This window comes from Enterobacter cloacae complex sp. P18RS (genome assembly GCF_014982105.1).
Lineage (GTDB): Bacteria > Pseudomonadota > Gammaproteobacteria > Enterobacterales > Enterobacteriaceae > Enterobacter > Enterobacter hormaechei_C.
Genome location: NZ_JADCKV010000003.1, coordinates 41,776 through 64,195, shown reverse-complemented (window position 1 = coordinate 64,195; position 22,420 = coordinate 41,776). Strand labels below are relative to the sequence as shown.

The 22,420-nt window shown below is 56.0% G+C and carries 21 protein-coding genes; 17 read left to right on the top strand and 4 right to left on the bottom strand.

The features are described from left to right. Positions 1–180 precede the first annotated feature (180 nt). From hpaG to yjiA, 14 genes are all read left to right on the top strand, one after another. Positions 181–1,458, top strand: a complete 1,278-nt coding sequence (gene hpaG / locus INF61_RS01815) for a 4-hydroxyphenylacetate degradation bifunctional isomerase/decarboxylase (RefSeq protein ID WP_193547481.1) — start codon at positions 181–183, stop codon at positions 1,456–1,458. Next, positions 1,455–2,921, top strand: a complete 1,467-nt coding sequence (gene hpaE / locus INF61_RS01810; protein ID WP_023303046.1) for a 5-carboxymethyl-2-hydroxymuconate semialdehyde dehydrogenase — start codon at positions 1,455–1,457, stop codon at positions 2,919–2,921. The genes hpaG and hpaE overlap by 4 nt, the downstream gene beginning before the upstream one ends. A gap of 2 nt (positions 2,922–2,923) precedes the next feature. After that, positions 2,924–3,775, top strand: a complete 852-nt coding sequence (gene hpaD / locus INF61_RS01805; RefSeq protein ID WP_045888120.1) for a 3,4-dihydroxyphenylacetate 2,3-dioxygenase — start codon at positions 2,924–2,926, stop codon at positions 3,773–3,775. A gap of 9 nt (positions 3,776–3,784) precedes the next feature. After that, complete coding sequence (locus INF61_RS01800) at positions 3,785–4,165, top strand: 5-carboxymethyl-2-hydroxymuconate Delta-isomerase (protein ID WP_015572594.1); 381 nt, start codon at positions 3,785–3,787, stop codon at positions 4,163–4,165. 154 nt (positions 4,166–4,319) lie between these two features. Next, positions 4,320–5,123, top strand: coding sequence for a 2-oxo-hept-4-ene-1,7-dioate hydratase (gene hpaH / locus INF61_RS01795; protein ID WP_015572593.1), 804 nt, complete (start codon positions 4,320–4,322; stop codon positions 5,121–5,123). Between the two features lie 9 nt (positions 5,124–5,132). Further along, positions 5,133–5,927, top strand: coding sequence for a 4-hydroxy-2-oxoheptanedioate aldolase (gene hpaI / locus INF61_RS01790; protein WP_126543226.1), 795 nt, complete (start codon positions 5,133–5,135; stop codon positions 5,925–5,927). A 21-nt stretch (positions 5,928–5,948) separates the two neighbouring features. Further along, complete coding sequence (gene hpaX / locus INF61_RS01785; protein WP_015572591.1) at positions 5,949–7,292, top strand: 4-hydroxyphenylacetate permease; 1,344 nt, start codon at positions 5,949–5,951, stop codon at positions 7,290–7,292. After that, positions 7,264–8,154 carry a 4-hydroxyphenylacetate catabolism regulatory protein HpaA gene (hpaA, locus tag INF61_RS01780; RefSeq protein ID WP_193547480.1) on the top strand — a complete coding sequence of 297 codons (891 nt, stop codon included), beginning with the start codon at positions 7,264–7,266 and terminating at the stop codon, positions 8,152–8,154. Before hpaX ends, hpaA begins: the two co-directional genes overlap by 29 nt. A gap of 195 nt (positions 8,155–8,349) precedes the next feature. Beyond that, positions 8,350–9,912 carry a 4-hydroxyphenylacetate 3-monooxygenase, oxygenase component gene (gene hpaB / locus INF61_RS01775; protein WP_010427196.1) on the top strand — a complete coding sequence of 521 codons (1,563 nt, stop codon included), beginning with the start codon at positions 8,350–8,352 and terminating at the stop codon, positions 9,910–9,912. Between the two features lie 17 nt (positions 9,913–9,929). Further along, on the top strand, positions 9,930–10,439 hold the full coding sequence (locus tag INF61_RS01770) for a 4-hydroxyphenylacetate 3-monooxygenase reductase subunit (protein WP_023303043.1): 510 nt from the start codon (positions 9,930–9,932) through the stop codon (positions 10,437–10,439). A gap of 120 nt (positions 10,440–10,559) precedes the next feature. Next, positions 10,560–10,817 (top strand): HTH domain-containing protein, encoded by a 258-nt coding sequence (locus INF61_RS01765; RefSeq protein ID WP_017383855.1) that lies wholly within the window; start codon positions 10,560–10,562, stop codon positions 10,815–10,817. Positions 10,818–11,036: 219 nt separating this feature from the next. Further along, positions 11,037–13,190 carry a carbon starvation CstA family protein gene (locus tag INF61_RS01760; protein ID WP_003856608.1) on the top strand — a complete coding sequence of 718 codons (2,154 nt, stop codon included), beginning with the start codon at positions 11,037–11,039 and terminating at the stop codon, positions 13,188–13,190. A gap of 65 nt (positions 13,191–13,255) precedes the next feature. Continuing rightward, complete coding sequence (locus INF61_RS01755; RefSeq protein WP_003856610.1) at positions 13,256–13,459, top strand: YbdD/YjiX family protein; 204 nt, start codon at positions 13,256–13,258, stop codon at positions 13,457–13,459. A gap of 10 nt (positions 13,460–13,469) precedes the next feature. Then, entirely contained in the window at positions 13,470–14,423 is a 954-nt protein-coding gene (yjiA, locus tag INF61_RS01750) for a GTPase (protein ID WP_023295872.1), read from the top strand. 37 nt (positions 14,424–14,460) lie between these two features. On the opposite strand, the gene INF61_RS01745 is transcribed toward yjiA, so the two are convergent. The 3 genes from INF61_RS01745 to INF61_RS01735 all read right to left on the bottom strand — a co-directional run bounded on the left by INF61_RS01745 (position 14,461) and on the right by INF61_RS01735 (position 18,316). Next, positions 14,461–15,729 carry an O-antigen ligase gene (locus tag INF61_RS01745; RefSeq protein ID WP_049133330.1) on the bottom strand — a complete coding sequence of 423 codons (1,269 nt, stop codon included), beginning with the start codon at positions 15,727–15,729 and terminating at the stop codon, positions 14,461–14,463. Beyond that, positions 15,716–16,738 carry a glycosyltransferase gene (locus INF61_RS01740; RefSeq protein ID WP_193547479.1) on the bottom strand — a complete coding sequence of 341 codons (1,023 nt, stop codon included), beginning with the start codon at positions 16,736–16,738 and terminating at the stop codon, positions 15,716–15,718. The genes INF61_RS01745 and INF61_RS01740 overlap by 14 nt, the downstream gene beginning before the upstream one ends. Before the next feature lie 219 nt (positions 16,739–16,957). Next, positions 16,958–18,316 (bottom strand): esterase-like activity of phytase family protein, encoded by a 1,359-nt coding sequence (locus tag INF61_RS01735; RefSeq protein WP_193547478.1) that lies wholly within the window; start codon positions 18,314–18,316, stop codon positions 16,958–16,960. 411 nt (positions 18,317–18,727) lie between these two features. On the opposite strand from INF61_RS01735, the gene INF61_RS01730 reads away from it, so the two are divergent. Then, positions 18,728–19,273 carry a YfaZ family outer membrane protein gene (locus INF61_RS01730; protein WP_006810254.1) on the top strand — a complete coding sequence of 182 codons (546 nt, stop codon included), beginning with the start codon at positions 18,728–18,730 and terminating at the stop codon, positions 19,271–19,273. A 177-nt stretch (positions 19,274–19,450) separates the two neighbouring features. Here INF61_RS01730 and INF61_RS01725 read toward each other — a convergent pair whose 3' ends face one another. Continuing rightward, positions 19,451–20,821, bottom strand: a complete 1,371-nt coding sequence (locus tag INF61_RS01725; RefSeq protein WP_017694568.1) for an NAD-dependent succinate-semialdehyde dehydrogenase — start codon at positions 20,819–20,821, stop codon at positions 19,451–19,453. Positions 20,822–20,974: 153 nt separating this feature from the next. On the opposite strand from INF61_RS01725, the gene INF61_RS01720 reads away from it, so the two are divergent. Next, positions 20,975–21,727 (top strand): AraC family transcriptional regulator, encoded by a 753-nt coding sequence (locus tag INF61_RS01720; protein ID WP_015572582.1) that lies wholly within the window; start codon positions 20,975–20,977, stop codon positions 21,725–21,727. Positions 21,728–21,765: 38 nt separating this feature from the next. Then, positions 21,766–22,419, top strand: a complete 654-nt coding sequence (locus INF61_RS01715; RefSeq protein WP_023303036.1) for a LysE family translocator — start codon at positions 21,766–21,768, stop codon at positions 22,417–22,419. The last annotated feature ends 1 nt before the right edge of the window (position 22,420 follow it).

Below are 22,420 nucleotides of genomic sequence, written 5' to 3'. Positions count from 1 at the left end.
CAAAGCTATTTTTTTTAACTTATTGATTTAAATATCAACCCACCCTTTTATGTAAATTTATTGTTATTTGCATCACAAATTATTCACTTCTGATTGCGAAACGAACAGCAAAAGCATAAAACCAGATCATTAACATATTAATGAAATCAAAACCGGACAGCCGGTTTGAGGAGTATGGGAATGAAAGGTACTGTTTTTGCCGTAGCGCTAAACCACCAAAGCCAGCGTGTGGCCTGGGCTGAGGCGTTTGAAAAAGCCCCCTATAACGCGCCGCCAAAAACGGCGGTGTGGTTTATCAAGCCACATAACACTGTTATCCGCGCAGGCGAACCGATTCCCTTCCCGCAGGGAGAAACCGTGTTAAGCGGCGCGACGGTGGCGCTGGTGGTGGGCAAAACCGCCAGCAAAGTACGCGTTGAAGAGGCGGCGGCGTACATCGCCGGCTACGCGCTGGCTAACGAAATCAGCCTGCCGGAAGAGAGCTTCTACCGTCCGGCGATCAAGGCCAAATGCCGGGATGGATTTTGCCCGCTCGGCGAACCTGTCGCCGTTAATAACGTTGATAATCTGACCATCATCACCGAGATCAACGGCCGCGAAGCGGACCACTGGAACACGGTTGATCTGCACCGCAACGCCGCCGAACTGCTGAGCGCCCTGAGCGAATTTGCCACCCTGAACCCCGGCGATGCGATATTGCTCGGCACTCCGCAAAGCCGCGTCGAAGTTCGCCCGGGCGATCGGGTACGTATTCTGGCAGAAGGATTTCCGCCGCTGGAAAACCCGGTGGTGGAGGAACGCGACGTTGCCATCGCTTCGCGCACGCCGCCGCACGCCACGCTGTTCGCCCTCGGCCTGAACTACGCCGATCACGCCAGCGAGCTGGACTTCAAGCCACCCACCGAGCCGCTGGTGTTTATCAAAGCGCCAAACACCTTTAACGGCGACAACCAGACCTCGGTGCGCCCAAAAAGCATTGAATACATGCATTACGAAGCGGAGCTGGTGGTGGTCATCGGCAAAACCGCGCGCAAGGTCAGTGAAGCCGAGGCGATGGAGTATGTTGCGGGCTACACGGTGTGCAACGACTACGCCATCCGCGATTATCTCGAAAACTACTATCGCCCGAACCTGCGGGTGAAAAGCCGCGACGGGCTGACCCCCATCAGCCCGAACGTGGTGCCAAAAGAAGCCATTCCTGACCCGCACAACCTTCGTCTTCGCACCTACGTCAACGGTGAACTGCGTCAGGAAGGCACCACGGCAGACCTGATCTTCAGCATCCCCTACTTGATTGCGTATCTGAGTGATTTCATGACCCTGCAACCGGGCGACATGATTGCCACCGGCACGCCGAAGGGGCTGTCCGACGTGGTGCCGGGCGATGAGGTGGTGGTGGAAGTAGAAGGCGTAGGCCGTCTGGTAAACCGAATTGTCAGTGAGGAGACTGCAAAATGAAAAAGATTAACCACTGGATCAACGGTAAAAACGTCGCCGGAAGTGAGTACTTCCACACCACCAACCCGGCCTCCGGCGAGGTGCTGGCAGAAGTGGCCTCCGGCGGCGAAGCCGAAATCCATCAGGCCGTTGCCGCCGCCAAAGAGGCGTTCCCGAAATGGGCCAACCTGCCGATGAAGGAGCGCGCGCGCCTGATGCGTCGCCTGGGGGATCTGATTGACCAGAACGTGCCGGACATTGCCGCGATGGAAACCGCCGACACCGGCCTGCCGATCCACCAGACCAAAAACGTGCTCATTCCGCGCGCCTCGCACAACTTCGAGTTCTTCGCCGAGGTGTGCCAGCAGATGAACGGCAAAACCTACCCGGTCGACGACAAGATGCTCAACTACACCCTGGTGCAGCCGGTGGGTGTCTGCGCGCTGGTGTCGCCGTGGAACGTGCCGTTTATGACCGCCACCTGGAAGGTCGCGCCGTGCCTGGCCTTAGGGAATACCGCGGTGCTGAAGATGTCTGAACTCTCCCCGCTGACCGCCGACCGTCTGGGCGAGCTGGCCCTCGAAGCGGGCATTCCGGCGGGCGTGCTCAACGTGGTGCAGGGCTATGGCGCCACGGCGGGCGACGCGCTGGTGCGTCATCATGACGTGCGCGCCGTCTCCTTCACCGGCGGCACCGCCACCGGGCGCAACATCATGAAAAACGCCGGGCTGAAGAAGTATTCCATGGAGCTGGGCGGCAAATCGCCGGTGCTGATTTTTGAAGACGCGGACATTGAGCGCGCGCTGGACGCCGCCCTGTTCACCATTTTCTCCATCAACGGCGAACGCTGCACCGCCGGCTCGCGCATCTTCATCCAGCAGAGCATCTACCCGGAGTTCGTCAAACGCTTTGCCGAGCGCGCCAACCGCCTGCGCGTGGGCGACCCGACCGATCCGAACACCCAGATTGGCGCGCTCATCAGCCAGCAGCACTGGGAAAAAGTCTCCGGCTATATCCGCCTCGGCATTGAAGAAGGGGCAACCCTGCTGGCGGGCGGCCCGGACAAACCGACCGATCTGCCTGCGCACCTGAAAGGCGGCAACTTCCTGCGCCCGACCGTGCTGGCGGATGTCGATAACCGCATGCGCGTGGCGCAGGAAGAGATCTTCGGGCCGGTGGCCTGCCTGCTGCCGTTTAAGGACGAAGCGGAAGGCCTGCGCCTGGCCAACGACGTGGAGTACGGCCTGGCATCTTACATCTGGACCCAGGACGTCAGCAAAGTGCTGCGTCTGGCGCGCAGCATCGAAGCGGGCATGGTGTTCGTCAACACCCAGAACGTGCGCGACCTGCGCCAGCCGTTTGGCGGCGTGAAGGCCTCCGGCACCGGGCGTGAGGGCGGCGAGTACAGCTTCGAGGTCTTCGCGGAGATGAAGAACGTCTGTATCTCCATGGGTGACCATCCGATTCCAAAGTGGGGGATCTGACCATGGGTAAATTAGCGTTAGCGGCAAAAATCACACACGTTCCGTCAATGTATCTCTCCGAACTGCCGGGCAAAAACCACGGCTGCCGCCAGTCGGCCATCGACGGGCATAAAGAGATCAGCAAGCGCTGCCGCGAGCTGGGCGTGGACACCATCATCGTGTTCGACACCCACTGGCTGGTGAACAGCGCCTACCACATCAACTGTGCGGACCATTTTGCGGGCGTCTACACCAGCAACGAGCTACCGCACTTTATCCGCGACATGACCTACGACTACGACGGCAACCCGGAACTCGGCCAGCTGATTGCCGACGAAGCGGTGAAGCTTGGCGTTCGCGCCAAGGCGCACAACATCCCGAGCCTGAAGCTGGAGTACGGCACGCTGGTGCCGATGCGCTACATGAACGCGGATAAGCACTTCAAAGTGGTCTCCATCTCGGCGTTCTGCACGGTTCACGACTTCGCCGACAGCCGCAGGCTGGGCGAGGCCATCGTCAGCGCCATCGAAAAATATGACGGCACCGTGGCAGTGCTTGCCAGCGGCTCGCTCTCGCACCGCTTTATCGACGACCAGCGCGCGGAGGAAGGGATGAACAGCTACACCCGCGAGTTTGACCGTCAGATGGACGAGCGCGTGGTGAAGCTGTGGCGCGAGGGTCAGTTCAAGGAGTTTTGCAGCATGCTGCCGGAGTACGCCGACTACTGCTACGGCGAGGGCAATATGCACGACACGGTGATGCTGCTGGGGATGCTCGGCTGGGACAAATACGACGGTAAGGTGGAGTTTCTCACCGAGCTGTTCGCCAGCTCCGGCACCGGCCAGGTCAACGCCGTTTTCCCGCTGCCCGCGTAGGGAGCCACCATGCCGCATTTTATTGCTGAATGTACCGACAACATCCGCGAGCAGGCCGACCTGCCAGGGCTGTTCGCCAAAGTGAACGAGGCGCTCGCCGCCACGGGCATCTTCCCCATCGGCGGTATCCGCAGCCGCGCCCACTGGCTGGACACCTGGCAGATGGCAGACGGTAAGCACGATTACGCCTTTGTGCATATGACGCTGAAGATCGGCGCGGGGCGCAGCCTGGAAAGCCGGAAAGAGGTCGGTGAAATGCTGTTTGCGCTGATCAAAACGCATTTTGCAGAGCTGATGGCCGCCCGCTATCTGGCGCTGTCGTTCGAGCTCGACGAGCTGCACCCGACGCTTAATTACAAGCAGAACAACGTGCACGCGTTGTTTAAGTAGCCGTTTGCTCGCCCGGTGGCGCTGCGCTTACCGGGCCTACAACGGCCCCAAACCGTAGGCCGGGTAAGCGCAGCGCCACCCGGCAACAGCAGCACCGAACCGTAGGCCGGGTAAGCGAAGCGCCACCCGGCAACAGCCGCACAAAGGATACGCCATGCTCGACAAACACACCCATACCCTGATCGCCCACCGCCTGCATCAGGCGGAACAATCCCGGGAGCAGATCCGCGCGATCTCGCTGGAGTACCCGGAGATCACCATTGAAGACGCCTACGCCGTCCAGCGCGAATGGGTGAGCCTGAAAATCGCCGAAGGCCGCGTGCTGAAAGGCCACAAGATCGGCCTCACCTCCAAAGCGATGCAGGCCAGCTCGCAGATCAGCGAGCCGGACTACGGCGCGCTGCTGGACGATATGTTCTTCCACGACGGCAGCGACATCCCCGTGGATCGCTTTATCGTCCCGCGCATCGAAGTGGAGCTGGCCTTCGTGCTGGCAAAACCGCTGCGCGGCCCGAACTGCACGATCTTCGACGTCTACAACGCCACGGATTACGTCATCCCCGCCCTGGAGCTGATCGACGCCCGCTGCCATAACGTTGACCCGGAAACCCAGCGCCCGCGCAAGGTGTTCGACACCATCTCCGATAACGCCGCCAACGCGGGCGTGATCCTCGGCGGCCGCCCGATTAAACCCGACGAGCTGGATCTGCGCTGGATCTCCGCCCTGCTCTACCGCAACGGCGTGATCGAAGAGACCGGGGTCGCCGCAGGCGTGCTTAACCACCCGGCAAACGGCGTGGCGTGGCTGGCGAACAAACTCGCGCCATACGACGTGCAGCTTGAGCCAGGCCAGATCATCCTCGGCGGCTCGTTTACCCGCCCGGTTGCCGCCAGCAGAGGCGACACCTTCCACGTCGACTACGGCAACATGGGCTCGATTAGCTGCCGCTTTGTGTAGGAGTGCACCATGGAAAACGCATTTAAGACCGCGCTGAAAGCCGGAAAGCCACAAATCGGCCTGTGGCTGGGGCTGACCAGCAGCTACAGCGCTGAGCTACTGGCCGGGGCCGGTTTTGACTGGCTGCTGATCGACGGGGAGCACGCGCCGAACAGCGTGCAGACCGTCCTGACTCAGCTCCAGGCCATCGCCCCTTATCCCAGCCAGCCGGTGGTGCGCCCATCGTGGAACGATCCGGTGCAGATCAAGCAGCTGCTGGACGTGGGGGCGCAAACCCTGCTGGTGCCGATGGTGCAAAACGCCGACGAAGCCCGTCTGGCGGTCAGCGCCACCCGCTATCCGCCTGCCGGCATTCGCGGCGTCGGCAGCGCGCTGGCGCGGGCGTCGCGCTGGAACCGCATCCCGGAGTATCTGCATCAGGCTAACGACGCCATGTGCGTGCTGGTGCAAATCGAAACTCGCGAGGCGCTGAAAAACCTGCCGCAGATCCTGGACGTGGAAGGGGTGGACGGCGTGTTTATCGGCCCGGCGGATCTGAGCGCCGACATGGGCTTCGCCGGTAATCCGCAGCACCCGGAGGTGCAGGCCGCCATTGAACAGGCGATCGCGCAGATCCTCAGCGCGGGCAAAGCGCCCGGCATCCTGATGGCGAATGAACAGTTGGCAAAACGCTATCTCAGCCTCGGCGTGTTGTTTGTCGCGGTCGGCGTGGATACCACCCTGCTCGCCCGCAGCGCCGAAGCGCTGGCGGCCCGCTTTACCGACGTCACCACAGCAGTTGATAACAATAAATCCGTCTACTAAACGTACGATGTGGAGCGCAACATGACGACCTCAACCCTGCATAATAAAGCTGTTGAACATCGCGTTATTAATAAGCTGTTCCGTCGTTTGATCGTGTTTCTTTTTATCCTGTTTGTTTTCTCGTTTCTCGATCGCATCAACATCGGCTTTGCCGGGCTGACGATGGGCAAAGATCTGGGCCTCACGTCAACCATGTTTGGCCTGGCCGCGACGCTGTTTTACGTGACCTACGTGCTGTGCGGTATCCCCAGCAACATCATGCTGGCGAAGGTCGGCGCCCGCCGCTGGATCGCCGGGATCATGGTGGTGTGGGGCATCGCCTCTACCTGCACCATGTTCGCCACCAGCCCCGAAACGCTTTATGTCCTGCGCATGCTGGTGGGCATTGCCGAAGCCGGTTTCCTGCCAGGCATTCTGGTCTATCTCACCTGGTGGTTCCCGGCGTATCACCGCGCCCGCGCCAACGCGCTGTTTATGATCGCCATGCCGGTGACCATGATGCTCGGCTCGATCCTCTCCGGGTACATTCTGGCGATGGACGGGCTGTGGAACCTGAAGGGCTGGCAGTGGCTGTTCCTGCTGGAGGGGCTGCCATCGGTGGTGCTCGGCGTGGTGACCTGGTTCTACCTTAACGACACCCCGGATCAGGCCACCTGGCTGGATGATGACGAAAAGCAGGCACTCAAAACGATGATCGCCCGCGAGCAGGAGCTGGCCATTGCGCACGCCGCCACGCCGCGCTCGACGCTGCGCGAGGTGCTGACGCCCGCCGTGCTGCTCTACACGCTGGCCTACTTCTGCCTGACGAATACGCTGAGCGCGATCAACATCTGGACGCCGCAGATCCTGCAAAGCTTCAACACCGGCAGCAGCAATATTGTGATTGGCCTGCTGGCGGCGATCCCGCAGTTTTGCACCATCCTCGGGATGATCTGGTGGAGCCGCCGCTCCGACAGGCTGAAAGAGCGAAAAAAGCACACCATCCTGCCGTATCTGTTTGCAGCGGCGGGATGGATGCTGGCCTCGGCGACCGATCACAGCCTGATCCAGCTGCTTGGCATCATCATGGCCTCAACCGGATCGTTTACCGCCATGGCGATATTCTGGACCACGCCGGATCAGGTTATTAGCCTGCAATCCCGCGCGGTGGCGCTGGCGGTGATCAACGCCATCGGCAACGTCGGGTCTGCCGTCAGCCCATTGCTGATAGGTATTCTGCGCGACGCGACCGGCAGCTTCAGCTCGGGACTGTGGTTCGTGGCGGGTCTGCTGGTGGTGGGCGCGCTGGTGCTGACGCGCATTCCGATGACGCAGCGGGATCAACAGAGGAACGATCATGTGCCAGAGCCCCATCGCCAACATTGATATCAGCAAGGATTACGACGAAAGTCTGGGCACCGACGATGTGCACTACCAGTCGTTTGCCCGCATGGCGGCCTTTTTTGGCCGCGACATGCAGGCGCACCGCCACGACCAGTATTTTCAGATGCATTTTCTCGACACCGGGCAGATTGAGCTCCAGCTCGACGACCACCGTTACTCGGTGCAGGCGCCGCTGTTCGTGCTAACGCCGCCGTCGGTGCCGCACGCGTTTATTACCGAATCCGACAGCGACGGCCACGTGCTGACGGTGCGCGAGGATCTCATCTGGCCGCTGTTAGAAGTGCTCTACCCCGGCACGCGTGAAGCGTTCGGCCTGCCGGGGATCTGCCTGTCGCTTGCCGACAGGCCTGACGAGCTGGCGGCGCTGAAGCACTACTGGCAGCTGATTGCCCGGGAATCCACGGAACAGCTGCCGGGGCGGGAACACACGCTGGTTCTGCTGGCGCAGGCCGTTTTTACCCTGCTGCTGCGCAACGCGAAGCTCGGCGACCACGCCTCAGGCGGCATGCGCGGCGAGCTGAAGCTTTTTCAGCGCTTTAACCAGCTCACAGATGCTCATTACCACGAGCACTGGACGGTGCCGGAATACGCCAGCGAACTGCATCTCACCGAATCCCGCCTGACCGATATCTGTCGCCGCTTCGCCAACCGCTCGCCGAAACGGCTGATCTTCGACCGCCAGCTGCGGGAAGCCAGGCGTTTGCTGCTGTTTTCCGACAGCACAGTGAGCGAAATTGCCTGGCAGCTGGGGTTTAAAGATCCGGCCTATTTCGCCCGTTTTTTTAACCGACTGACGGGGTGTTCACCCAGTGCATACCGGGCGCAGAAAGTACCGGTTTCCTGAACGCATAACGGTTCGTAGGGCGGGTAAGCGCAGCGCCACCCGCCGAAAAGCCGCACAGATCACAAATCCACCTCTCACCCGAAAAGTACCTGCCGTTGTCCCAATCGTCCCTTCACGTTCCGCCCCTCTCACGCTTCAATTAAACAACAAAAACAAAACATAAATTTAACAACCATCTTCCGATACGAGGTCCCTATGAAGCCTGAAGATTTCCGCGCTGATGCCAAACGTCCGTTAACCGGTGAAGAGTATTTAAAAAGCCTGCAAGATGGCCGTGAGATTTATATCTACGGCGAGCGCGTTAAGGACGTCACTACCCACCCGGCATTTCGCAATGCGGCGGCGTCCATCGCCCAGATGTACGATGCCCTGCACAAGCCAGACATGCAGGATACCCTCTGCTGGGGTACCGATACCGGCAGCGGCGGCTACACCCATAAATTCTTCCGCGTGGCGAAAAGTGCCGACGATCTGCGCCAGCAGCGTGACGCCATCGCCGAGTGGTCGCGCCTGAGCTACGGCTGGATGGGGCGTACGCCGGACTACAAAGCCGCGTTCGGCTGCGCGCTCGGCGCTAACCCTGCCTTCTACGGTCAGTTCGAGCAGAACGCCCGCAACTGGTACACCCGTATTCAGGAAACCGGCCTGTACTTTAACCACGCCATCGTCAACCCGCCGATCGATCGCCATAAACCGGCGGACGAGGTGAAAGACGTTTACATCAAGCTGGAGAAAGAGACCGACGCCGGGATCATCGTCAGCGGCGCGAAAGTGGTGGCCACCAACTCGGCATTGACCCACTACAACATGATCGGTTTTGGTTCTGCGCAGGTGATGGGCGAAAACCCGGACTTCGCGCTGATGTTCGTCGCGCCGATGGATGCCGAAGGGGTGAAGCTGATCTCCCGCGCCTCTTACGAGATGGTGGCAGGGGCGACAGGCTCTCCGTACGACTACCCGCTCTCCAGCCGCTTTGACGAGAACGACGCCATTCTGGTAATGGATCATGTGCTGATCCCGTGGGAAAACGTGCTGATCTACCGTGATTTCGACCGCTGCCGTCGCTGGACGATGGAAGGTGGCTTCGCCCGCATGTACCCGCTTCAGGCCTGCGTGCGTCTGGCAGTGAAGCTCGACTTCATCACCGCTCTGCTGAAGAAGTCGCTGGAGTGTACCGGCACCCTCGAGTTCCGCGGCGTGCAGGCGGATCTCGGCGAAGTGGTGGCGTGGCGCAACATGTTCTGGGCGCTGAGCGACTCCATGTGCTCCGAAGCCACTCCGTGGGTAAACGGCGCGTATCTGCCTGACCACGCGGCGTTACAGACCTACCGCGTGATGGCGCCAATGGCCTATGCGAAGATCAAGAACATCATCGAACGTAACGTGACCTCCGGGCTGATCTACCTGCCGTCCAGCGCGCGGGACCTGAACAACCCGCAGATCGACCAGTACCTGGCGAAGTACGTGCGCGGCTCCAACGGGATGGATCATGTCGAACGCATCAAGATTCTGAAACTGATGTGGGATGCCATCGGCAGCGAGTTTGGTGGACGTCACGAGCTGTACGAAATCAACTACTCCGGTAGCCAGGATGAGATCCGCCTGCAATGCCTGCGTCAGGCGCAAAGCTCCGGCAACATGGACAAGATGATGGCGATGGTTGACCGCTGCATGTCCGAGTACGACCAGCACGGCTGGACGGTACCGCACCTGCACAACAACACTGATATCAATATGCTGGATAAGCTGCTGAAATAACGCAGCGGGAGGTTTCAATGCAATCTGAAGAACGCCTGCGTTTTCGCGACGCGATGGCCAGCCTGTCGGCGGCGGTGAATGTGATCACTACCGAGGGCGATGCGGGTCGCTGCGGCATTACCGCCACCGCCGTCTGCTCGGTCACGGACACCCCGCCTTCGGTCATGGTCTGCATTAACGCCAGCAGCGCCATGAACCCGGTCTTCCAGGGCAACGGCAAACTGTGCGTCAACGTGCTGAACCACGAGCAGGAGATCATGGCCCGCCACTTTGCCGGGATGACCGGCATGGCAATGGAGGAGCGCTTTGCTCTCTCCTGCTGGCAGAAAGGACCGCTGGCGCAGCCGGTGCTGAAAGGCGCTCTGGCAAGCCTGGAAGGTGAGATAACCCAGGTGCAAACCATCGGCACCCATCTGGTCTACCTTGTGGAGATTAAGAACATCATCCTCAGCAGCGAGGGGCACGGCCTGATCTACTTCAAACGCCGTTTCCACCCGGTGATGATGGAGATGGAAGCCGCGATTTGATCCCGTTGCACAAAAAAACGCTAAGGTTTCCGCAAAGGTGCGCCGTTAACTATCCATAAGATAAATTTTCCGGGGCGGCTGGCAACGTCGTCAGCCGCCCCCTTAACGCTGGAAAGTCTTATGGCCCCTTCACCCCGAAGCCGCTCGGCTGAACGTCTGGTTGAAATCATTATTGCCCTGCATCGCAACGGAAGCGTTAATCGCCGCGATCTGATGCAAAAATTTGGCATTACCGAACGCACGGTGTACCGCGATTTACAGGCGCTTTCCCCGATTATTGAACACGACGGCAAAGGGCGCTATCAGCTGCTGCCCGCGTATCAGCCCTGCCGCTGCGTGCACTGCCCTGAAGCGAACGACAAAAGCCCACAGGGCTAAATTATTCTCAGTGATCTCAATCACATATTTTCTCCCACCGGGGGTGAGCCTTAACCACTCACCCTCGCTTTTGACCGCTCACGCATCGCTTTCAACCACTCACCCATTTACCGTGCTTTACACGCGCGAGGATCTGGCACGATCGCTCCAGCATTAATCAATACCTCCTCACAACGAACCCTGACCCTTTTTTCTTTACATAAAAAACCAGGTCTTATTATGGATACTAAAAAACTACTTAAGCACGTGCCCTGGGCCATCCTCGGGATCATCGGTGCTTTCTGTCTGGCGGTTGTCGCATTACGCCGGGGCGAGCACGTCAGCGCCCTGTGGATCGTGGTCGCGTCGGTTTCCGTCTACCTTGTGGCTTATCGCTACTACAGCTTGTACATCGCGCAGAAGGTTATGAAGCTCGACCCGACGCGCGCCACCCCGGCGGTTATTAACAACGACGGTCTGAACTACGTGCCAACCAACCGTTACGTGCTGTTTGGTCACCACTTTGCCGCTATCGCCGGTGCAGGCCCGCTGGTCGGCCCGGTGCTGGCCGCGCAGATGGGCTACCTGCCGGGTACGCTCTGGCTGCTGGCGGGCGTGGTGCTGGCGGGGGCGGTGCAGGACTTTATGGTGCTGTTTATCTCCTCGCGCCGTAACGGTTCGTCGCTGGGCGAGATGATCAAAGAGGAGATGGGCCGCGTGCCAGGCACGATCGCCCTGTTCGGCTGCTTCCTGATCATGATCATCATCCTGGCGGTGCTGGCCCTGATCGTGGTGAAAGCGCTGGCCGAAAGTCCGTGGGGCGTCTTCACCGTCTGCTCTACCGTACCGATTGCGCTGTTCATGGGCATCTACATGCGCTTCCTGCGCCCTGGCCGCGTTGGCGAGGTGTCGGTCATCGGTATCGTGCTGCTGGTCGCCTCCATCTACTTCGGCGGCGTGATTGCGCACGACCCGTACTGGGGTCCGGCGCTGACCTTTAAAGACACCACCATCACCTTCGCGCTGATCGGTTACGCATTCATCTCAGCGCTGCTGCCGGTGTGGCTGATTCTGGCTCCGCGTGACTACCTGGCAACCTTCCTGAAAATCGGCGTTATCGTCGGGCTGGCCATTGGTATTGTGATCATCAACCCGGAGCTGAAAATGCCGGCGGTGACGCAGTACATTGACGGTACCGGTCCGCTGTGGAAAGGCGCCCTGTTCCCGTTCCTGTTTATCACCATTGCCTGCGGTGCCGTGTCTGGCTTCCACGCGCTGATCGCCTCCGGCACCACGCCGAAGCTGATGGCCAACGAAACCGACGCGCGCTTCATCGGTTACGGCGCGATGCTGATGGAATCCTTCGTGGCGATCATGGCGCTGGTTGCGGCGTCGATTATCGAGCCTGGCCTGTACTTTGCGATGAACACCCCGCCGGCGGGTCTCGGCATTACCATGCCAAACCTGCATGAGATGGGCGGCGAAAATACCGCGCTGATCCTGGCACAGCTGAAAGACGCCAGCGCGCACGCGGCGGCGACCGTCAGCTCCTGGGGCTTCGTGATTTCGCCCGAGCAGATCATGCAGACCGCGAAAGACATCGGCGAACCGTCCGTGCTGAACCGCGCAGGTGGTGCGCCAACGCTGGCGGTGGGTATCGCACACGTGTTCCACAAAGTGCTGCCGTGGGCGGACATGGGCTTCTGGTACCACTTCGGTATTCTGTTTGAAGCGCTGTTCATCCTCACCGCGCTGGATGCCGGTACGCGTGCAGGCCGCTTCATGTTGCAGGATCTGCTGGGTAACTTCGTGCCATTCCTGAAGAAAACCGACTCGCTGGTGGCCGGCGTTCTGGGCACTGCGGGCTGCGTAGGCCTGTGGGGTTATCTGCTGTATCAGGGCGTTGTTGACCCGCTGGGCGGCGTGAAGAGCCTGTGGCCGCTGTTCGGTATCTCTAACCAGATGCTGGCGGCTGTGGCCCTGGTGCTGGGTACCGTTGTCCTCGTGAAGATGAAACGCACCAAATACATCTGGGTCACCGTGGTGCCTGCGCTGTGGCTGCTGCTCTGCACTACCTGGGCGCTGGGTCTGAAACTGTTCAGCACCAACCCGCAGCTGGAAGGCTTCTTCTTCATGGCTAACCAGTACAAAGAGAAGATTGCCGCAGGCGGCGCGGATCTGACCGCGCAGCAGATTGCCAACATGAACCATATCGTGGTGAACAACTACACCAACGCGGGTCTGAGCATTCTGTTCCTGGTGGTGGTGTACAGCATTATCTTCTACGGCATCAAAACCTGGATGAAAGTGCGTAACGTTGAGGGCCGTACGGACAAAGAGACCCCGTACGTACCGGTGCCGGAAGGCGGCGTGAAGACCTCCTCACACCATTAATTAAGCATGTTACTGTAGGCCCGGTAAGCGTAGCGCCACCGGGCTTCTTCTATATGGAACCCTCAATGTTTGGTAACTTAGGCGAAGCAAAAAAATACCTCGGTCAGGCGGCGAAAATGCTGATTGGCATTCCGGACTATGACAACTACGTTGAACATATGAAGACCAACCATCCGGATAAGCCGTACATGACCTACACTGAATTCTTCCGCGAGCGTCAGGAAGCGCGCTACGGCGGAAGTGGAGAAGGCGGCGTCCGCTGCTGCTAAAGGAGAAACCATGACCCCGATTGCCGTTACCCTGCTGACCGGTTTCCTCGGCGCCGGTAAAACCACCCTGCTGCGCCACATTCTGAACGAGCAGCACGGCTTCAAAATCGCCGTCATCGAAAACGAATTTGGCGAAGTCTCCGTTGACGATCAGCTGATTGGCGACCGTGCCACCCAGATCAAAACCCTGACCAACGGCTGCATCTGCTGCACCCGCTCTAACGAATTAGAAGACGCCCTGCTGGACCTGCTCGACAGCCGCGATCGCGGTGACATCGACTTCGACCGACTGGTGATCGAGTGCACCGGCATGGCCGACCCCGGCCCGATTATTCAGACCTTTTTCTCCCATGAGATCATTTGCCAGCGCTATCTGCTGGACGGCGTCATCGCTCTGGTGGATGCGGTACACGCCGACGAGCAGATGAACCAGTTCACCATCGCCCAGTCCCAGGTTGGCTACGCCGACCGCATCCTGCTGACCAAAACCGACGTGGCGGGTGAAAGTGAAAAACTGCGCGAGCGCCTGACGCGCATCAACTCGCGTGCGCCCATTTACACGGTGACGCATGGCGATATCGATCTCGCTCAGCTGTTCAACACCAACGGCTTTATGCTGGAAGAGAACGTCACCGCGAAACCGCGCTTCCACTTTATGTCCGACAAGCAAAACGACGTGACGTCGATTGTGGTGGAGCTGGACTACCCGGTGGACATCAGCGAGGTCTCCCGCGTGATGGAGAACCTGCTGCTGTCATTTGCCGACAAGCTGCTGCGCTATAAAGGGATGCTGTGGATCGACGGCGAGCCGAACCGCCTGCTGTTCCAGGGCGTGCAGCGCCTGTACAGCGCCGACTGGGATCGCCCGTGGGGCGATGAAGCGCCGCACAGCGTGATGGTGTTTATTGGAATACAGCTGCCGGAAGAGGAAATTCGGGCAGCGTTTGCGGGGCTGAAAAAATAAGATACATCAGGGCCAATTTTTAATGGCCCTGATTTAATTACTGTCTCACATTTTCGATTTTTTTATTCTCATCTCTCTGGCAGAGAAGTAAGATTACAGCACAAGCACCAATTACCATTGCTGTATTTCGTTGGATAAAGAGGACATCTGTCAATCCCATAAGAAATAGCGCTGACATATAAAGCAGCAACCCAACATTAAACTTATTCTTTTTTTCGCAGGAAGCTAAAAAACCAGTGACATAAAACAATATAATAGCAATGACGCCTAAAAGCCCCTGTAAGCTAAAGCTTTCAATTATATCATTATGGAAATGATATTTTATAGCCCTGACTGCTTCCGCACTTTTATAGTTTTGTTCAATATATTCTCTTGCATTATTATAACGCTGTTCTGCATCCTGACCAAAAAGTGATAAACTCGCTACGTGCTGTCCTGCGTCAAGCATAACAAAACGTGCTCCTAAAGATGTGTTAGCATTATTTTTTTGTAATTGTTGGATGTTATCATAAGCCTCAACAATTCTCTTTTGCATCTTATAAGCTATACCTCCGCCAATGATGGATATTGCCAGTAATGCTAAAAACCAATAACGAGGCTTTACATTTCTCAATTCAAAACATGCCAGGACGAAGCAGACAATGAAAAAAGTGCCTATAGCGCCTCTGGTTTCTGTCATCAGTAATAAATAAGAGAATATGAAAAATGTAGCAATGTTAAATACAGTACGGTAAAGCTGATTTGAAACTGCTTTTTTAATAAGAGAAAAACACAGAACTGACTGAACAACCATTATATAAGCAGTAGTCGTAGCAGCATCGGCTAGTAATTTAATTCTGGTTATACCAGTCGCTTGCTCCTGGTAACCAAACCAAACGGTGAGTAAACCTAGAACAACGCTAGTGCAAGCAGCGAATTTCCAGCTTTGGATTGAAATTACATTTACGGATTTAAGCAAATAAAATGCCATTACTCCTGACAGGATGAGCAACTTTCCGCCAGCATAATAATTATCTTTAATATCCTGTAAATGTGTCGATGGAAATATCATCGACCAAATTAGCTTACTGGCACCGAGAAGCACAATGCTCAACAAAAATGCTATTGCGATTTTATTACTCAATAGCCATTGACGAAAACCCTTCCAACTTTCCAAAAAAAGAAGGCCAAAAATAGAAAGATAACAACCCATGTAAAATAGCTTTCTTGGATAAGCCTCTATAAAAAGATCGCTTCCAACTGTAAACACAACAAGAATGAAAATAATGTTAACATTTAACCTTTTAATGTATTCACGACTTAACATGTTTAGTTTGCCTTTTTTCCAAGAAACGAGCCAAATGATAACGAACAAACATACAGAAAGCTTCAATAAACTGTTTCTTATTATTAAGCGTTTTATAGCATTTCTTTAGTTCTTTCGCACAACGTGGACTAACATCTTCAACATCACACCAGGGTGACATTTTTTTATATTTACGATAGTAGGTGCTTATTTGCTGTTGATTCCATAACTGCCATGGTTTATCGCTACCAACATAATGTAACAAAACTGTTTCATTGGGTGGTTCACGCATGAAATCTACCTTTTTGTGTCCTGCCTTTATTTGGCAATTATACTTGCCATCTATAAACATTATTTTTTCGTTCAGGACAACATTAAGAGCATCTTGATCAAAATACTTAAAGTCAGCCCCGCGCTCCAGTAAGCATTCAAAAACTTTTTGCGATATTTTATTTTCATTCCACGTTCTGGCATCAACATAAAGAACGCCAGAATTAAAATAATCGCAACCAGACATATTAATAGATTCTGAAAGAGCAGTCTGATGCTCCGGCTCCCTGACAGCACAACAAATATTATTTATCGGCTTATGGTTTTCTAATAGATCATAAATACTATCCAGCGCTATAATATCGGCATCAACATATAAAAAATAACGATATTCTTTAATTAAATACGGAGCCAGGAGACGGAAATATATTGAGACCGGGAAAATTGAATTCTTAGGAAAAACATCCAGAGCGTCAGCAGATACAATAATAATTGTCAGTGCATGTTGAGTATTCTTGATAATAGACTGCAATCTGGAAAACTCAACTTCATTGCTTTTATCTGTAATAATGAAAAAACGCAATGGAACTTCCGAAGTTTTTTCCACAATTGATAACATCGAGATCCCACAATGCTTTAGAAAATTTTCATCGACACCATAAACAACTGCTGAATATTGAACTTCAACATCGAGATTAAAATTCGTTACTTGCACGCCCAATATATTTTCGTTTAAATTAAGAATGGTTGGGTTCATCATTATTTATCGAGCTCAAAAATACTTATAATACATAAGATAACAAATAATAGCTGCCTTCCCCAGTACTTTCTCTAATTTGTTTAGCAATCATACAAAACATGATAACCTTGGAAAAATGACAGGTTAACCTTTTGAATAACATATAAAAAAGCACTATACCCATAGACGCATGGGTATAGTGCTGCGTTACTTTAGAAATGGTCGATTAACCAACCGCTCTCATTTCAACGCCTCCGGCAGCGTCACAATCCACAGCTCGCTGTCGGACTCCGGTTTCTTCAACGGCTTCACGCTGAGGGTGGTTTCAACCGGTTTGTCATCCAGCGTCAGCGCCCCCTGCGCGTTCACCCGATAATCCTTGAGCTTCTTGCCTTCGACTGGCTTCTGCATCGCCACCTTCACGCCAAAGTCATTATCGTTCGCCACTGCCAGCGTTTTGCTGTCAATCAGCGCCAGCCCTTCGGCCTTTTCCTGCTGCCAGCCCAGCGCACGCAGATCGACCACCTGCGTTTTTTCCGCAAGCGTGATGCCGCGCTGCGCCAGCGTTTTCTCATCATCAAACTCCGGGTATTCGCCCGGCTTGTCGAAGGCCGCCAGATCGCTCGCCTTGCTCAGATCAACCCTGTAGATGAGGTTACGCATTGCGTCATTTTTATCCTCGCCCTGTTCAATCAGCAGGATGGTGTGGTTATCCAGCGCCACTATGTCGCCGATTTTGGCGTCGCTGTTTTTGCTGTAGGCCGCGCTGTCGACAGGGTAGCCGTACATCCCGGTTTTCCCGGTCGCCGGATCGAAGCTCACCAGACGCGTAAACAGCGCCTGTTTTTTGCTCTTCCCGTCGATATCCAGCGTGCTTTGCACGGCGGCGATAATGCGTCCGTCCGGCATGCGGGTCAGCCCTTCAAAGCCCCGGTTTGCCTGACGCCATTTGATAACGTTTGGCAGACCGTCCGCGATGGATTTCTCCCCTTCCGTCGCCTGCGGACCGTGGATCGCGAGGATTTTCCCTTTACTGTCGACATTAATCAGGAACGGGCCATACTCATCGCACAGCCAGTAACCGCCCTTCCCGTCCGGCGTGATGCCTTCCGTATCCAGCCCGCGGTTATCGCCTTTCAGCACTTTTAAGGTGTCGCTTAGCGCGACTTCATTGGTAGATCCAATCACGCCACTTTGCAGCGGCAGGCCGTTGATCTCGCCTTTATCATCATGCAGCGGTCGCGCGTCCACGGCCTCCGCTTTGCCGTTTAGCACACGGATCGTCATCAGCAGCGGGGCGAAATCCGGGGTAACAAAGATTTTGGCATCGTTTTTCCCCATTTTTGGCGAATCCGCGTTAGGACCGCGATCGGTCACGGTCGCAAACGTCAGCGCATCGCCCTGCTTGCCCGTGAATAACAAACCCGAACCCATCCCCACCGGGAGCCCGTTCGGGAATGCGCTGGCAAACGCACCGCTGTATTTGACATGCGCGCCTTCGGGAAAGCTGACGACGTAGCGCTCCGCGGTTGGCTGTGCCGCCAGGCCAGAGAAAGAGAGCGCACAACCGATTAGCACAGGAATAATTTTTCTTTTCATATTGTTAGCATCCAGTAAGTGAAGCCAACAACGTAATGAAGAAACGTGTCAGAAAAATGACATGTAATGGCAACGAAGCGGCGCGTACGGACGTATATCAATCACCAGAAATGTAAACCTCTGTCTTTATCTGTGTCAGCTGAAATACTTTTGGAAATTATTAGAAACCCAATTAATTCATGGCGAAGGACTATTTTCGCCTCGTTCATTTTACGTTTAGCCAGGAATGTAAACTGTCCCTAAACGCGAATGTATTGGACATTGACGATTTGCCATATAAACAATTCATCAACATTTACCATTCAAAAACCCAACACAAACAGCATATAAATGCGAGACCTATCACATTTGCAGTCATAAACATCGCTTGTTAAGGTGCCCTCAGATTAATTTAATGACGAGGAAACACTCATGAAAAAACTTAACATCCTGATCCTTTCTGCTCTGACCGCCGTATCGGGCTCCGCACTGGCCATGGGTGGCAGCATTGAGCAGGGTAAAAACTTTACTAACCTCAATCTGGAAATGGGGAAATCCTCATCCGGCCTGTATGCGGAGAGCAACTGGCTGAAAAACACCGATGACGGTACCCAGACCGGCGGCGTTGGGGCAGGCTACAACCTTGAAGTGGGTCCGGTGATGCTGAACGCTGGCGCGAAAGCCATCTACATCGGCCCGAAAAAAGGCGATAACGGCGTGGCATTCCCGATTGGCGGCGGCGTTAACGTTGCGCTTACGGACAGCATTCACGTGTTTGGTGAAGGTTATGTGGCGCCAGACGGCCTGAACAACAGCGTGAAGAACTATGTTGAAGCTAACGGCGGCGTAAGCTGGACGCCAGTCAAACCTGTCACGCTGAAAGTGGGCTATCGCCACGTGAGCGTAGACGGTAAAGACGGTCGTCCAAACCACACGCTGATCGATGGTGCATATGTAGGCGGTGGAGTGTCCTTCTAAGCCTGTTTGCGCGTTTCGCCCGGCGGCGCTACGCTTGCACGGGCCTACAATGAAGGGTGCAATGTATTAAAATTATTGCACATTGTAGGCCGGGTAAGCGCAGCGCCACCCGGCAAGAAAGGCGATGCGACCGTTAATAAAAAACCTGCCGGATGGCAGTTTTTTTTTATTACCGCATTACTTGCGAACGACCACCAGCTTCTGGTTCACAAACTCTTTGATCCCCAGGTCCGACAGCTCGCGTCCGTAACCCGAACGTTTTACGCCGCCGAACGGCAGCTCTGCCGCAGTGTCGGTGAGCCAGTTGATGTATACCATCCCGGTCTCAATGCGCGACGCCATTTTCTTCGCGCGCTCGATGTTCTGGCTGAACACCGCGCCGCCCAGACCGTAGTGGGAATCGTTAGCCAGTGCGACCGCTTCGTCGTCGCTTTTCACCACGTAAACCTGCGCTACCGGACCGAAGAACTCCTCGAAGTACGCCGGGTTATCACGCGAGATATGCGTCAGGATGGTCGGCTCAAAGAAGCTTCCGTCACGCTGAACCGGCTTGCCGCCATGGTGCAGCTTCGCGCCATTTTTCACCGCCTCGTTAACCTGTTTAGTTAGCGTCTCCAGCGCGTCTTTGGATGACAAAGGCCCCAGCGTGGTGCTTTCGTCCAGCGGATCGCCAATTTTCACCTGCTTAAACGCCTCGGTGAATTTGCTCAGGAAGGCGTCTGCAATCTTTTCATGCAGGATAAAGCGCTTCGCCGCGGTACAGACCTGCCCGGCATTGTTCAGCCGCGCGTTGACGCCGATCTTCACGGCTTTATCCAGATCCGCATCGTCCAGCACCACGAAGACATCGTTCCCGCCCAGTTCCAGGGTCGATTTTTTGAGGTGCTTCGCAGCCTGTGCCGCAACCACGCTACCCGCTTTTTCTGAACCGGTCAGCGCCGCCCCCTGTACGCGATCGTCGGCGATGATGTTCGCCACCTGTTCGGACGAGATAAACAGGTTGGTCCACGCCCCTTCCGGCGCGCCCGCTTCACGTACCAGCTGTGCAAAGGTCTCTGCACAGTGCGGCACGATGCTGGCGTGCTTGGCGATCACCGGGTTGCCCGCTGCCAGGTTTGGCGCCAGAACGCGCATCAGCTGATAGTACGGGAAGTTCCATGGTTCGACGGCCATCAGCACGCCGATGGGGTGATGTTCAACCCATGCTTCCCCGAGTTCAGAGTCATACTTCACCGGGGCCAGGAACTGCTTAGCGTTGTCCGCATAGTAGCGGGCGATTTGCGCGCACAGCTTCACTTCGCCGCGGCTTTGTTCGATGAGCTTACCCATCTCCTGACTGGCGATTTTCGCCAGATCTTCCACGCGTTCGTCGATCAGGTCCGCCAGCTTATGCAGCACCGGCAGGCGCTGGCTTATGTCGCCTTTCGCCCAGTCGGAATGATAGAGCGCATCGGCTGCCTTCAGCGCCGCTTCAACGTCTGCGTCAGTGTGAGAGGGATATTCTTTGATGAGCTGGTTCGTGGCAGGATTTACTGTCTGGTAAGCCATATCGAATCTCCTTGTTTTACCGCTTAGGGTATTAAGGGTAGTCAATCTGACTGGCTTTGAAGGTAAAGTTGGGTATATACGGAGGGTTCTTAACAAGACGCTGCCAGGCGATGCGCAGACATGGTATAAAAAATGCTCATCAATGGAGTTCCTATGACCGATACCCGCCACATCCGCCAGACCTTTAACCGCGCAGCAGGCCTTGAGCTGCGCAGTACGTGGCAAAGCACCCGGGCATATAAACGTCATTGCCATCCACAGCTCTCCATCGGCGCGATTGTGGAAGGCCAGACCTGCTGCGTAAGTCATGGCAATGCGTACGTTCTTGATCCCGGTGATCTTATCGTGATCCCGGCTTATGCCCCGCACAGCTGCAACCCCGTTGTCGGGAAGCCGCGCAGTTACCATATGCTCTATATCGACACCGATCTTCCCCTGGCGCTACAGGTTATTCGCGATCCCACGCTCTTTAAGCACTTTCTTGCCGTTGTCGGGACGATGTCCTCCGCATCCGTGGAGACCCTGCTTTCTGCCCTTCCCCGTTGCGCGGGTGAGATGAATGCACCTCGCTCAACCAGTCAGCAGGTTCAGCAGGCGTTACTCTCCGACCTTGCCGCACCGCCTTCCCTTGACGAACTCGCCCAACGATTCTCACTGCGCAAGGAGACGCTGATCCGCACTTTCAGGCAGGATACCGGCCTGACGCCGGGCAGTTTCCTCAACATTTCGCGCGTGGAGTACGCCAAAGCGCGGCTGCGCGCGGGGGATGATATCGCCGACGTGGGCTACCAGAGCGGGTTTGCCGACCAGAGTCATTTTCATAAGACCTTCGTGAATTATACCGCTGCCACGCCGCGCCAATACGCCACGGGCCGATCAATATCAGACAATAATCAGGATACGTAACGTCGTAAGGTGACCTCAGATTTGTTACTGAGGTCGCTATGGAACTGTTATTTCCCTCCGCCTTTCTTGCCCTGGCGCTGGCGCATTTTGTTGCCCTGTTAAGCCCGGGCCCGGATTTCTTCCTGCTGGTAGGCTACGCCGCCCGCTACCGGCTGCGCGGCAGCGCCGGATTGTGTCTCGGCATCGCAGCAGGTAACGGGTTGTATATCTTACTGGTGATTATCGGCTGGAGCGCGCTGCGCCAGTTTGGGTGGCTGTTTACGCTTATCGAACTGTCCGGCGCGCTGTACCTGCTGTGGATTGGCTCGCATCTTGTGCGCAGCCGCCCGCAGCCGCTGGCGCTGGAAGAAACCCGCCAGCGCTGCCCTTCTCTGCGGAAGCAAATCCTGCTGGGGCTGGGTTCGGCGCTGTTAAATCCCAAAAACGCGTTATTCTACCTGGCGCTAATGACAGCGTTACTCGGGCCGGACGTCACGCTGCTTCAGCAGGCGACCTGCGGCGTCTGGATGGTGATGGTGGTGCTGGTATGGGATCTGGCGCTGGTATCGCTGATGGGGTTACCGGCGGTTCAGCGAAAGCTCAGCCGTTCGCTCTGGCTGATAGAGCGCACGGCGGGGGTGGTGTTGATGGGGTTTGGTGGGTGGGTGCTGTGGCGGTTTTTGCACTTTTCCCCCGTATCCCTCTATCCTTAAC